Consider the following 12,201-nt stretch of genomic DNA (forward strand, 5'->3'; position numbering starts at 1 on the left):
TAAAATATAAAAAGGTCCACCAATGTCCAGTATAAACTCGTTTGTTATACTGTGTATGAAGATAACAAAAAGAATCGCAAGTCCTTTTACAACATCAATTGTTCGATTGTACGTCAAGAATATATCCTCCTGTCCGTTACTATTATGCGATATGTTTGTGTATTTGAAAAGTAATTTAATTGAATACTAATATAAAGCGATTAAAAAATAACTAAAAAGACAAAAAGCGCATTAGAAAATCTATGGTACAATAAAAAATAAATTGGAAGAAAATAAAGGAGAGAATTTAAGATGGATGGAAAGAAAAGAGTAAACATAAAAATAGATTCATTAGTTGATATTGTACTAAAAAAAGATCAACGTACAGGCACGCTAACAAGGGGGCATGTTAAACGAATTTTGACGAATAGTGCACAACATCCTCATGGAATAAAAGTTATGTTAAAAGAGAATGATCAAGTCGGAAGAGTGCAAAAAATAATCGAATAAATAGATAGAAATCACGGCAATACAGGGTTAAATCAAAAAAAAAAATAAAACGTTTAGATGCTTTCATGAAAAGGATTAAAACCTTTTTGATGAAAGGGCACCAAGGTTCTTATTTCACTTTTATATAAATAAGCGGTACAATGTTAAGGAAAGCTGTTCGAATTGAGCTCAGCATAGTTCTAATAGGAGGAAAATAATATGATAATCGGTATACCTAAAGAAATTAAAAACAATGAAAATAGAGTGGCTATTTCGCCAGCAGGAGTTCATAGCCTTGTAGAAGCAGGTCACGAAGTTTTTGTTGAAGAATTAGCCGGAAAAACAGCAGGCTTTACTGATGAAGCTTTTGTAGATGCAGGAGCAAAAATGTTGAAAAATGCCGCAGACATCTGGGCAGCAGATATGGTTATCAAAGTAAAAGAGCCACTACCTGCAGAGTATGACTATTTCCGCGAAGGTTTAATCTTATTCACTTATTTACACTTAGCAGCAGCTAAAGAGTTAACAGATAAATTAGTTGAATCAGGTGTTACAGCCATTGGTTATGAAACAATGGTAAAAGACGGCGTATTGCCACTATTAACTCCAATGAGTCAAGTAGCGGGTCGTATGGCTGTTCAAATCGGAGCGCAATTTTTAGAAAATACTTACGGCGGTAAAGGACTGCTACTAGGCGGTACACCAGGAGTATCAACAGGGAATGTTGTTATTATTGGGGGTGGCGTTTCAGGGATGCATGCAGCTAAAATGGCTGTAGGTCTTGGTGCAGATGTAACGATTTTAGATGTAAATCCTACTCGTCTTTCTGATCTAGGAAATATTTTTGGAAACTCTGTTACAACATTGATGTCAAACGAATTTAATATTGCAGAGCAAGTTAAAACAGCGGACTTAGTTATTGGTGCTGTACTAATACCTGGTGCTAAGGCGCCAACATTAGTAACAGAAGAAATGGTTAAGACAATGGAACCCGGATCAGTCATTGTGGATATCGCAGTCGATCAAGGTGGAATTGTTGAAACGGCTGACAAAATAACAACCCATGATAACCCTGTTTATACTCGTCACGGCGTTCTTCATTATGCAGTTGCTAATATGCCAGGAGCTGTTTCAAAAACATCTACAATGGCTTTAACAAATGTTACAATTCCTTATGCATTAGAAATCGCTAGAAAAGGTATTGAACAAGCAGCACAAGAAAATACAACTGTTTATGGCGGTATTAACGTTATGAATCACAAGTTAACTAAAAAAGAAGTTGCAGAATCCTTAGATATGGAATTTGTCGAAGCAAGCACGTTATTTAAAAAATAATGAACGCTAAAAAGCTAAGCCTTGAAAAAGGTTTAGCTTTTTTCTATCTAAATCTGAATAAAAGCTATTCCACAAAGGTTTGGAATCCGTTATACTAAGTGAAAACAACAAGATGAGGAGGGGTCCTATAACAAATGAATCCAAAGAACAGCTGATGATTGGAGTAGCTAAGTTGTATTATCAATCGGACTATAGCCAGCAAGAGATTGGAACGAAACTTGGCATGTCAAGAGCGACCGTTTCTCGTTTATTAAAAATGGCTAAAGATAAAGGCTATGTTCAAATAAAAATTGTTGATCCTTTTTTTGATCTTGCTCATTTAGAAGAAGGATTAAAGAAAAAATATTTATTAAAAGAAGCTCATGTTGTCTTTTCCCCTGAATCGGATTACGAAACCATCACGACTTATTTATCACGTTTTGCAGCGGAATATTTAGAGAAAGTTGTTGTAGATGGGACAGTCTTGGGCGTGAGCTGGGGTACAACCATGTATGAAATTGCTAGGAAATTAACACCTAAAAAAGTTAGTGGAGTCGAAGTTGTTCAGTTAAAAGGTGGGATAAGTCACTCAGCTGTTCAAACTTACGCTAATGAAACGCTCTCTTTATTTTCTAGTGCTTTTCAAACGACTCCCTTAAATTTATTGTTACCAGTTATCTTTGATCATGTTACAACTAAAAAATTAGTTGAACAAGACCGGCATATGAACTATATTATCGAAAAAGGGAAACAAGCAACGGTAGCGATATTTACAGTTGGGACAGTTAGAGAAAACGCCTTGTTGTTTCGGTTGGGGTACTTTGATCAAGAGGAACAAATGCTTTTGAAAGAACAGGCTGTTGGCGATATCTGCTCTCGTTTTTTTGACGAAAAAGGAGAGATAAGCAACGAAGAGATAAATAATCGTACAATGGGGATTGAATTAGAAGAATTAAGACAAAAGGACAAATCTATTTTAGTAGCCGGGGGCCATAGGAAATTAGCGGCTATTGATGGGGCACTAAAAGGGAAATACGCTAACGTATTAGTGATTGACCAATTTACTGCAAAAGATCTTCTTGAGTGGAAGGAATAGAAAGCAAGCTCGAGTTGAACGTTTACATCCTGTTGTATTTGAGATACAATAGACTTATCAATTAGTGAACGTAATTTCACGATGGTTAGAGCATATGTTCAATGGTGAGATTGACTAAAAAAATCAACTAAAAATTAGGAGGAATAGATAGATGAATAAAATAGCTAACCTAATCGATCATACAGCCTTGAAACCTGGTGTAACAAAAGAAGAAATCTTAAAATTAACGGCAGAGGCTAAGGAATATGGTTTCTACTCTGTTTGCGTAAACCCAACGTGGGTAACAGAGGCTGCAAAACAACTAAAAGGTTCAGACGTTGATGTTTGTACAGTTATTGGTTTTCCATTAGGAGCGAATACAACTGAAGTAAAAGTATTCGAAACAACGGATGCTATCACTAACGGAGCGACAGAAGTGGATATGGTTATTAATATCGGTGCTTTAAAATCTAAAGAAGATGACCAAGTTTTAAACGATATACAAAAAGTCGTTGAAGCTGCTAAAGGAAAAGCCTTAGTAAAAGTCATTATTGAAACGTGCTTATTAACAGATGAAGAAAAAGTGCGCGCTTGTGAACTAGCAGTGAAAGCTGGAACAGATTACGTGAAGACATCTACTGGATTTTCAACTGGTGGCGCAACAAAAGAAGACATCGCATTGATGAGAAAAACAGTTGGAGAAAAAATTGGTGTTAAAGCATCTGGTGGAATTCATTCAAAAGCTGATGTTGAAGCTATGGTTAAAGCAGGAGCAACAAGAATTGGAGCGAGTGCTGGAGTAGCAATCGTTTCTGAATAATGCAGCAAATTTGAAAATTTAAACTAAAAAATAACTGGAGCAAAAGGTTGGAATATCTACATTTAGGTAGGTATCTCAACTTTTTTTATTTTTTCATAATGGAAGAGAAGTGAAAAATGAAATGAAATAGAGTATACTAAAAAAGAGAAACCAACTTAAAGGAGCTTATTTATGACAAAAGGAAATAAAAAAATCGAAGTAGAAATAAAAGAAACAGCCAATAACAAAGAGGGATTCGTTGAATTATCTTTATCGGCAGGTAAACAACAAATCGGATTGATTCAACAAGAAGAAGGCAAAACAGTAACAGTAATTACCAATTCAGGGGTAGAAACTAAGGCAAGAACAGTTGATGATGGCATTAACCAATTGTTGATGGATTACAACCTACATCAACTATAAAAGCTTGAAATTGGGTATAATTTTAGACAAGAAAGGTGTGGTGTTTAGTGACTGCAATTCCAAAAGAGGCTTCTTTTAAAGAAAAAGCAAAGGCATGGTTAGACATTATAAAACCAAACTTGGAAAGAGCACAAGTTTCTCCTAATTCAGCACAATTAGCTTATTTTATCTTGCTTTCGATTGCGCCTATTTTATTAGTCGTCGCGAATATAATTCCATTTTTGCCAATTAGTGCATCAGATATACTGCCTTATCTAGAGACTGCTTTACCAGCAGATATTTATAGTATTGTTCAGCCAATGTTGTTAGATTTTTTAAGTCAAACACGCGGTGGAGTGGTTTCCATTGGTTTAATTACATCTTTATGGTCAGCAAGTAAGGCCTTCAACGCAACTCAATTGGTATTGAATGAAGTATACGGTGTAGAAAAAAGAACGAACTTTATTATTGTTAGGATCGTTTCTTTTCTTATTAATTTAGCGATTGTTGGAGCGGTTGGAGTTATTATGTTCGCGTTTGTGTTTGGCGAACAGATTCTAAGCTTTATTGAAGGTCTCCTGGATATTAAGTTAACCTTCATTCAAGATATTCTTAGTTTTAGATGGTTAATTCTATCTGTTGTTTTATTAGTGGTTCTAACATTGATTTACTCGTTATTGCCTAATCATGAAATAGCATTCAAGTATTCTATTCCTGGTGCTGTGTTTTCTGCATTAGGTTGGCTAGTCTTATCGCAAGGATTTTCGTTTTATGTATCCGTTGCTGGAGGTGCAGCATCAGGTAGCGGAGCGTTTGGAGTATTCATTATTTTGATGTTGTGGTTGTATTTATCTGCCATTGTCTTTTTATTAGGCGCACTGATTAACGTTATTTATTTCCAATATAAAAATGATAAAACAGTTGCTGAATATAAAAAAGAAAAAGAAGACGAAGAAAATGGGAAAACTAAAAAAGATAAGCTGAAAGAGACGGCTAATCCACAACGCACTAAATTAATAAAAGTAAAAACAGTTAACGAACACGAACGAACTAAAGATGAAATCTAAATAAGACGGAGTTGGGAGTTTATCCTACTCCCCTTTTTTTTGTGACTGGTTTCTTATATAATGAATAAGAAATCAAAACACACTATTTTATTGTTTGACTGAAGAGACAAGGAGAAATTTTAAATTATGAATGAGACTAAAGAATCAAAAATAGACTACGGTATAATTTTGTCTATTCTATTGTTATCCATTATCAGTATAGCCACTCTCTTTTCAACTACGTACCTAATTGAAGGCAAAGGAATACGAACGACGATTATGCAGATTATTTGGTACGTTATTGGAGCAATTGCTATTGTTGTCATTATGCAATTTGATTCTGAACAACTATGGAAACTAGCTCCAGTTGCATACGGAATAGGTCTATTGCTGCTGGTCTTAGTCCTGATTTTTTATGACCGGCCTACCGCAGCTTTTACAGGAGCAAAAAGTTGGTTTAAATTAGGTCCATTAACATTTCAGCCTTCTGAGATTATGAAAATTGCCTTTATCTTAATGCTTGCACGTGTCGTAACGAAGCACAACAGTGAATACGAAGAGCATTTTCCTAAAGCAGACTTCTTATTATTTGGAAAAATTTTACTGACGTCTGTTTTTCCATTAGCTTTGATTCTAATGCAAAATGATTTAGGAACGACGTTAGTTTTTATGGCCATTATTGGCGGTATCGTATTGATGTCAGGTATCACATGGAAAATTATTCTGCCTATTTTTGCAGCGGCAGCAAGTATCGGTGGAGGCCTGTTGTTTATTGTTGTGTATAACCGAGATGTTTTGCTGAATTTTGGTTTCAAATCGTATCAATTTGCCCGGATTGATTCTTGGCTAAATCCCTATCAAGACTCTGCAGATGCAGCTTATCAACTAATCCAAAGCATGAAAGCCATCGGATCTGGAAAAATTTTTGGTAAAGGTTTTGGCGTTTCAGAAGTGTATGTTCCAGTTCGTGAGTCGGATATGATTTTTTCAACAATTGGTGAAAATTTTGGATTTGTTGGAAGTGCTGCTTTAATCTTTATTTATTTCTTGTTGATTTATCAAATGATTCGCATTTGTTTCGATACAAAAAATGAATTTTATGCGTACATCTCAACTGGAGTTATCATGATGATTCTATTTCACGTGTTAGAAAATGTTGGAATGGGCATCGGCATGTTGCCGTTGACAGGGATTCCTCTACCGTTTATATCTCAAGGTGGATCAGCTTTATTAGGAAATATGATGGGTGTCGGATTAGTGATGTCGATGAGATATCATTACCGAAGCTATATGTTCTCAGAGGATGAAAGTAAGTTTGATTAATGACTCTATATCATAATGAACGTAAACGTGAAGGGAGAAAAGAACGATGCTTAACTTTTATCAACATAAATTGTGTACAACTTGTCGTAAAGGCAGAAAATGGTTGGAGAACCATTCAATAGAGTACCAAGTAATTGACCTAATTGCTCAACCTCCTTCAAAAGAACAATTACTAGCGTGGATGACAGCATCTGATTTGCCAATTAGCCATTTTTTTAATGGAAAGGGCAATCTATACCGTAAATTAAATTTGAAAGATACGGTCTCAGGAATGACAGTGGAAGAAGCCGCAGAACTTTTATCAACAGATGGTATGTTAATAAAGCGACCTTTAGTAAGTGATGGACAAAGAATCACACTTGGTTTTAAAGAAGAAGAGTTTGAAAAAGAGTGGGTAAAGTAAAGGAGAAAATAAGATGACTGAATCGCAAAAAATGAAATACAGTGAAAATGGTTTATGGATTTTAAAAAACGATGAAAAGTATCGAATAGGCTTGTCTGAAAAAGGGCAAGACGATTTAGGGGAAGTGATGTTTATTGATATTCCCTCAGATGTGACCAAAGTAGCTCTAAATGACAGTTTGATTGGTGTAGAAGGAGCTAAAGCTGTGACAGAATTAACGACTCCACTTGCTGGGAATGTGGTTTCTTATCATGAGGCATTAGCAGATGAACCCGAGAAATTAAATAGCGCCGATAAAGAAAACAATTGGATTGTTGAATTAACAGATGTAGATGAAGAAATCTTCCATGCTTTTTCGGATGAAATTTAATTCGTGATTGTGGTTGACAGAGGAAAAATCATCTGTTAAAATGTTGACAATAACATAACAAAAGCGATGATAAGAAGAGTACGTTCGTTACAAACATTTTTAGAGAGCCTCGTTTGCTGAAAAGAGGTAGTGGGAGTAGAACCGAAGATGGTCTTTGAGCAAGAGTGAGTGAATGCAATAGCATAAGCTTATTCCGGTAGCACCCGATAACGTGCCACAGTATACAAGTTGCAATAGGCGGAGTACTGGATGAGGTTGATTTAGTGATGAATCAGCGAACTAAGGTGGCAACACGAAAGCAACGACTTTCGTCCTTATATTAAGTAGGTGACTTAATATAAGGACGGAAGTCTTTTTATTTATCTGGAAAAGTTAGAAAGGAGTAGTGTGAGTGATTGAATTAAAGAATATTAAAAAAGTTTTTCAAACGAAAGAAGGCCATTTAACAGCGGTAGATCAAGTTAACTTATCAATCGAAGAAGGCGAAATTTATGGTATTGTTGGATACTCTGGAGCAGGTAAAAGCACACTGGTTCGAATGTTTAACGGACTTGAATTGCCAACGGATGGAACGGTAACCGTTAATGGAAATGTAATCTCTGAATTAAAAGGTAAGAATCTGAGGAAAGAACGCCAAAAGATTGGGATGATTTTTCAACATTTTAATTTATTGTGGTCTAGAACGGTACTAGAAAACGTCATGTTCCCACTAGAAATTGCTGGAGTACCCAAGTCTAAACGTGAAGAAAAAGCGAAAGAGTTAGTACGTTTAGTTGGTCTAGAAGGAAGAGAACAGGCCTATCCCACTCAGTTGTCAGGTGGACAAAAACAGCGTGTGGGAATTGCAAGAGCACTAGCCAACGAACCAACCTTGTTGCTTTGTGATGAAGCCACAAGTGCATTAGACCCCCAAACAACCGATGAAGTTTTAGATTTGTTATTGGATATCAATAAACGGTTAAATTTAACAATCGTATTAATTACACATGAGATGCATGTTGTTAGGAAGATATGTAGCAAAGTAGCCGTTATGGATGATGGTAAAGTTGTTGAGTCAGGAGATGTACTAGACGTTTTCAAAAAGCCACAACAAGAAATTACAAAACGTTTTATTCGTCAAGATGCGAATCCAGATAGTGGAGAAACAGATGAAGTGATAGAAGAAATGTTAACGGAATACCCTGAAGGGAAATTAGTTCATCTTGTATTTGAAGAAGAACAAGTTAGAATGCCTGTCATTTCAAGAATTGTACGTGACTATGATGTGGAGCTAAACATTATTCAAGGGAACATTCAACAAGCTAAAAAAGGTTCGATTGGTTCCTTGTATGTTCAATTAACGGGTGATGCATTAAATGTTGCAAAAGCCATTGAACAATTGGATCAAATGAAAGTAGGAGTAGAGGTGATTGAACATGTTATCGAATCTTAAAATAGGAACGAATCTTATTACCCAATATGTCGATTTTTCAGAAATCGATGTAGAAAAAATGCAAGAAGCGACGTTGCAGACGTTAGGAATGACAGCCGGTTCAGTCATTATTGTTTTTTTATTAGGACTCTTGCTTGGATTACTTTTATATGAAACAAACGGAAAGGAAACTGCAGGAGCAAAAGCGTTGTACCGTATCGTAGCAATCTTCGTGAACGTTTTTCGCTCAATCCCTTTTATTATTTTAATTGTTTTGATAATGCCATTTACAAAAGCTTTAGTCGGATCGATTATTGGCCCAATAGCCGCTTTACCAGCATTAATCATCTCTTCAGCGCCATTTTATGGACGCTTAGTTGAAATCGGATTTCGTGAAATTGATAAAGGCGTTATTGAAGCTGCTGAAGCAATGGGAGCAAGCAAATGGGAAATTATTTATAAAGTTCTCATCCCAGAAAGTTTACCAGCGATTGTTTCTGGATTAACGGTTACAACGATTTCATTGGTTGGTTATACCGCTATGGCCGGAGTAATTGGTGCGGGTGGATTAGGAAACTTAGCTTACTTAGATGGTTTTCAGAGAAATCAACCTTCGGTAACACTCGTAGCGACAGCTATTATTTTAATCATCGTTTTTACAATTCAATTTATTGGCGATACTGCTGTTAAACGAATCGATAAACGATAAATACATCTGTAGGTTTTATGATTTAGAAAATACTAAAAGAAAAAGGGGAGAAAGAAAATGAAAAAATCATTCGTATTTGGAGCCGTATTAACTTTAGGAGTATCTTTAACACTAGCAGCTTGTGGAAATGATTCAGCAGATCAGAAGGACACAACAAGTAAAAATGAAGAAACGACAATAAAAATCGGGGCTAGCAATGTACCGCATGCAGAAATATTAGAATTTGCTGAACCACTTTTAGAAAAAGAAGGCATTAAACTAGATATCACAACGTATAACGATTACGTTATCCCTAATATTGCGTTAGATGAAGGCGATCTAGATGCCAACTATTTCCAACATGTTCCATTCTTTAATAGTGCCGTTGCTGAAAATGATTTTGATTTTGTTAATGCTGGAGCGATCCACATTGAGCCGCTTGGTTTATATTCTAAAAAATACGATAAATTATCTGATTTAAAAGATGGTGCAACTGTTTTAGTTAGCAACAGTCAATCTGACTGGGGCCGTATCATTAGTATCCTAGTAGAAGAAGGTTTAGTCACTTTAAAAGAAGGTGTTGAACCAACAACAGCTACGTTTGATGATATTGATAAGAATACAAAAAACCTAGAATTTGAATACGAAAATGACCCAGCTTTAATGACAACACTGTACCAACAAGAAGAAGGCGACCTAGTAGCGATTAACTCAAACTTTGCAGTGGATCAAGACATTGACCCGCTAGAAGATTCAATCGCATTGGAAAGCACAAGTTCTCCATACGCAAATATTGTAGCGGTTCGTTCAGAAGATGAAAAAGATCCAGCGATTAAAAAATTAATTGAAGTATTGAAATCAAAAGAAGTTCAAGAGTACATCCTAGAAGAGTGGGATGGCGCAGTCGTTCCAGTTAAAGAGTAAATTTAACAAAAAAATAGGCTAGTAAACGTGAAGTAGACTATATTCCTTAAAAGAGTACCATCTTAAGGAATTGCTACAATCAATCGTTTTACTAGCCTATTTTTTATTTTATTTAATAAGAGATAGACGCTCTTTTAACAAACTCAGTAAACAGTCGTTGCATTTTACTGTCTACTGCAACCATTAATTCAGGATGCCATTGAACCGCGACGATTCCTTTTTCAGCATCGGTTGATTCAAAAGCTTCAATCAAGTTATCTTTGCTCCAAGCAACGGCTTTAAACGGTTCAGCCAATTCTTTAACAGCTTGATGATGGTAAGAATTTACAGAGTAAGTTGCTCCCAAAATACGACCTAACTGGCTTTCGGTGTCCAAGGTAATGGTATGTGAGCCAAAAGTGTAATGCGTTTTTTGAATGTGTTGGACCGTTAACTCCTTGTAGTCAGACAAATCTTGGTAAAGCGTTCCGCCATAGGCTACGTTTAACAGTTGCATACCTCGACACACCGCGAAAATCGGTTTATGCTGAGCGATGGTTTCTTTTATTAAGGCTAGTTCAAATGCATCGCGAGCAGGTTCGGTAGCTTCTAATTTTAAATGAGGTTCTTCTCCTGATAAAAAAGGAGTGATATCCTGTCCTCCGGCTAACAATAAGCCATCAATTTGGTCTACATAATAAGAAGCATCTTCTGGTGGGCTGATTGGAAAAACAAAAGGAACTCCATTGGCCATCTGGATGCCATCTATAAAACCTTGTGGTGTATATGTAATAGGCAGTCCTTCGGTTTCCTTAAGACCACGTAAAACATTTCCTGGTATACCAATAAGTGGTTTGTTCATCTATCCATCCTACTTTCTTTTGTTAGTCTATTAATAAGAGTCATCGTTAAGAGGAAAGTTTTTCTTAGCCGTTTCTTACCTTATTTTACCTTATTTAATTAGAAAAAGTAAGTTGTTTGGTACTAACATGATAAAAGTAAGTTGTTTGGTACTAACATGATTGCGTATAGATACTAGTTCAGATAAAATGAAGAAGAGTAGATAGAATAAGATCGATAAATAAAGAGTAAGTAAAAGGAGTTTTTGATGATGGCTATTTTAGAAATTAAACAGTTACATGTTTCCATTGAAGATAAAGAGATACTAAAAGGCGTTGATTTGATACTAAAAACAAATGAGATTCATGCGATTATGGGGCCTAACGGAACAGGGAAATCAACTTTAGCTGCCGCAATAATGGGACACCCTAGTTATATGGTAACGAAAGGCGAGATTTTACTTGACGGTGAAAACGTATTAGAGATGGCCGTTGATGAACGTGCTCGTGCGGGGTTGTTTTTAGGAGTACAGTACCCGAGTGAAATTGCAGGGATTACCAATGCAGAATTTATGAGAGCAGCAATTAATGCTCGTCGTGCCGATGACAATAAAATTCCAGTCATGCAATTTATTCGTAAGATGGATGAAAAAATGGGCGTATTGGATATGGCTGAAGAAATGGCTGAACGTTATTTGAATGAAGGTTTTTCTGGTGGCGAGAAGAAACGGAATGAAATTTTGCAAATGATGATGATTGAACCAACATTTGCCATTCTTGATGAGATCGATTCAGGATTAGATATCGATGCCTTAAAAGTAGTGTCCAAAGGTATCAATGCGATGCGCGGGGAATCATTTGGTGCCTTAATCATCACCCATTACCAGCGCTTATTAAATTATGTGACGCCTGATGTGGTTCATGTGATGATGAATGGAATTATTGTAAAAACCGGTGGAGCTGAATTAGCGAAACGTCTAGAAGCAGAAGGCTACAAAGGCATCCGTGATGAATTGGGTATTGAGTTTGAATTAGAGGAAGACTAAGGAGGGAATCAAGATGAGAGAAATAGACTTTAAAGAGACTCTTGGCGACGTCCGGATGTTTTCGATGATGAAAAATGAACCAGCTTGGATGTTGGATTTACGTTTAGCTGCTTT

14 protein-coding genes and 1 other annotated feature are annotated in these 12,201 nt (G+C 36.2%); of the genes, 13 read left to right on the plus strand and 1 reads right to left on the minus strand.

The genetic code is table 11. From position 1 onward, the window contains the following. The first annotated feature begins 291 nt into the window (after nt 1–291). The 12 genes from WBF61_RS09625 to WBF61_RS09680 all read left to right on the plus strand — a co-directional run bounded on the left by WBF61_RS09625 (nt 292) and on the right by WBF61_RS09680 (nt 10,223). Nucleotides 292–489 (plus strand): YwbE family protein, encoded by a 198-nt coding sequence (locus tag WBF61_RS09625; RefSeq protein ID WP_424256027.1) that lies wholly within the window; start codon nt 292–294, stop codon nt 487–489. A gap of 198 nt (nt 490–687) precedes the next feature. After that, nucleotides 688–1,803 carry an alanine dehydrogenase gene (gene ald / locus WBF61_RS09630; protein WP_424256029.1) on the plus strand — a complete coding sequence of 372 codons (1,116 nt, stop codon included), beginning with the start codon at nt 688–690 and terminating at the stop codon, nt 1,801–1,803. Nucleotides 1,804–1,975: 172 nt separating this feature from the next. After that, the gene (locus WBF61_RS09635) at nt 1,976–2,878 is read left to right on the plus strand and encodes a sugar-binding transcriptional regulator (protein ID WP_424256031.1); all 903 of its coding nucleotides are present in this window, start codon (nt 1,976–1,978) and stop codon (nt 2,876–2,878) included. A 151-nt stretch (nt 2,879–3,029) separates the two neighbouring features. Next, complete coding sequence (gene deoC / locus WBF61_RS09640) at nt 3,030–3,677, plus strand: deoxyribose-phosphate aldolase (RefSeq protein ID WP_424256033.1); 648 nt, start codon at nt 3,030–3,032, stop codon at nt 3,675–3,677. A 171-nt stretch (nt 3,678–3,848) separates the two neighbouring features. Beyond that, on the plus strand, nt 3,849–4,079 hold the full coding sequence (locus WBF61_RS09645; RefSeq protein ID WP_424256034.1) for a DUF2969 family protein: 231 nt from the start codon (nt 3,849–3,851) through the stop codon (nt 4,077–4,079). Nucleotides 4,080–4,126: 47 nt separating this feature from the next. Further along, nucleotides 4,127–5,125 (plus strand): YihY/virulence factor BrkB family protein, encoded by a 999-nt coding sequence (locus WBF61_RS09650; protein WP_424256036.1) that lies wholly within the window; start codon nt 4,127–4,129, stop codon nt 5,123–5,125. Between the two features lie 126 nt (nt 5,126–5,251). Beyond that, nucleotides 5,252–6,427, plus strand: coding sequence for an FtsW/RodA/SpoVE family cell cycle protein (locus WBF61_RS09655; RefSeq protein ID WP_424256038.1), 1,176 nt, complete (start codon nt 5,252–5,254; stop codon nt 6,425–6,427). A gap of 46 nt (nt 6,428–6,473) precedes the next feature. Further along, nucleotides 6,474–6,830 carry an arsenate reductase family protein gene (locus tag WBF61_RS09660; protein ID WP_424256040.1) on the plus strand — a complete coding sequence of 119 codons (357 nt, stop codon included), beginning with the start codon at nt 6,474–6,476 and terminating at the stop codon, nt 6,828–6,830. A 13-nt stretch (nt 6,831–6,843) separates the two neighbouring features. Then, nucleotides 6,844–7,200 (plus strand): glycine cleavage system protein H, encoded by a 357-nt coding sequence (locus tag WBF61_RS09665; protein ID WP_424256041.1) that lies wholly within the window; start codon nt 6,844–6,846, stop codon nt 7,198–7,200. Nucleotides 7,201–7,257: 57 nt separating this feature from the next. Beyond that, nucleotides 7,258–7,519 (plus strand) — a binding site (T-box leader). A 72-nt stretch (nt 7,520–7,591) separates the two neighbouring features. Next, on the plus strand, nt 7,592–8,632 hold the full coding sequence (locus tag WBF61_RS09670; RefSeq protein ID WP_424256043.1) for a methionine ABC transporter ATP-binding protein: 1,041 nt from the start codon (nt 7,592–7,594) through the stop codon (nt 8,630–8,632). A gap of 58 nt (nt 8,633–8,690) precedes the next feature. Further along, the gene (locus tag WBF61_RS09675) at nt 8,691–9,320 is read left to right on the plus strand and encodes a methionine ABC transporter permease (protein ID WP_424256050.1); all 630 of its coding nucleotides are present in this window, start codon (nt 8,691–8,693) and stop codon (nt 9,318–9,320) included. A 57-nt stretch (nt 9,321–9,377) separates the two neighbouring features. Beyond that, nucleotides 9,378–10,223, plus strand: a complete 846-nt coding sequence (locus tag WBF61_RS09680) for a MetQ/NlpA family ABC transporter substrate-binding protein (protein WP_424256045.1) — start codon at nt 9,378–9,380, stop codon at nt 10,221–10,223. Nucleotides 10,224–10,335: 112 nt separating this feature from the next. Here the strand turns inward: WBF61_RS09680 and WBF61_RS09685 are convergent, their stop codons facing one another. After that, nucleotides 10,336–11,064: a gamma-glutamyl-gamma-aminobutyrate hydrolase family protein gene (locus WBF61_RS09685; RefSeq protein ID WP_424256047.1), complete on the minus strand. Its 729-nt coding sequence runs from the start codon at nt 11,062–11,064 to the stop codon at nt 10,336–10,338. A gap of 249 nt (nt 11,065–11,313) precedes the next feature. On the opposite strand from WBF61_RS09685, the gene sufC reads away from it, so the two are divergent. Continuing rightward, on the plus strand, nt 11,314–12,087 hold the full coding sequence (sufC, locus tag WBF61_RS09690) for a Fe-S cluster assembly ATPase SufC (RefSeq protein WP_424256049.1): 774 nt from the start codon (nt 11,314–11,316) through the stop codon (nt 12,085–12,087). The last annotated feature ends 114 nt before the right edge of the window (nt 12,088–12,201 follow it).

It is taken from the genome of Carnobacterium sp., assembly GCF_049673005.1.
GTDB lineage: Bacteria > Bacillota > Bacilli > Lactobacillales > Carnobacteriaceae > Carnobacterium_A.

Bases quoted from the DNA above. Each gene is read 5' to 3' on its own strand.
- deoC (WP_424256033.1), top strand. From the start codon at position 3,030: ATGAATAAAATAGCTAACCTAATCGATCATACAGCCTTGAAACCTGGT.
- WBF61_RS09655 (WP_424256038.1), top strand. From the start codon at position 5,252: ATGAATGAGACTAAAGAATCAAAAATAGACTACGGTATAATTTTGTCT.
- WBF61_RS09645 (WP_424256034.1), top strand. From the start codon at position 3,849: ATGACAAAAGGAAATAAAAAAATCGAAGTAGAAATAAAAGAAACAGCC.
- WBF61_RS09675 (WP_424256050.1), top strand. From the start codon at position 8,691: ATGCAAGAAGCGACGTTGCAGACGTTAGGAATGACAGCCGGTTCAGTC.
- WBF61_RS09665 (WP_424256041.1), top strand. From the start codon at position 6,844: ATGACTGAATCGCAAAAAATGAAATACAGTGAAAATGGTTTATGGATT.
- sufC (WP_424256049.1), top strand. From the start codon at position 11,314: ATGGCTATTTTAGAAATTAAACAGTTACATGTTTCCATTGAAGATAAA.
- WBF61_RS09660 (WP_424256040.1), top strand. From the start codon at position 6,474: ATGCTTAACTTTTATCAACATAAATTGTGTACAACTTGTCGTAAAGGC.
- WBF61_RS09680 (WP_424256045.1), top strand. From the start codon at position 9,378: ATGAAAAAATCATTCGTATTTGGAGCCGTATTAACTTTAGGAGTATCT.
- WBF61_RS09685 (WP_424256047.1), bottom strand. From the start codon at position 11,064: ATGAACAAACCACTTATTGGTATACCAGGAAATGTTTTACGTGGTCTT.
- ald (WP_424256029.1), top strand. From the start codon at position 688: ATGATAATCGGTATACCTAAAGAAATTAAAAACAATGAAAATAGAGTG.
- WBF61_RS09625 (WP_424256027.1), top strand. From the start codon at position 292: ATGGATGGAAAGAAAAGAGTAAACATAAAAATAGATTCATTAGTTGAT.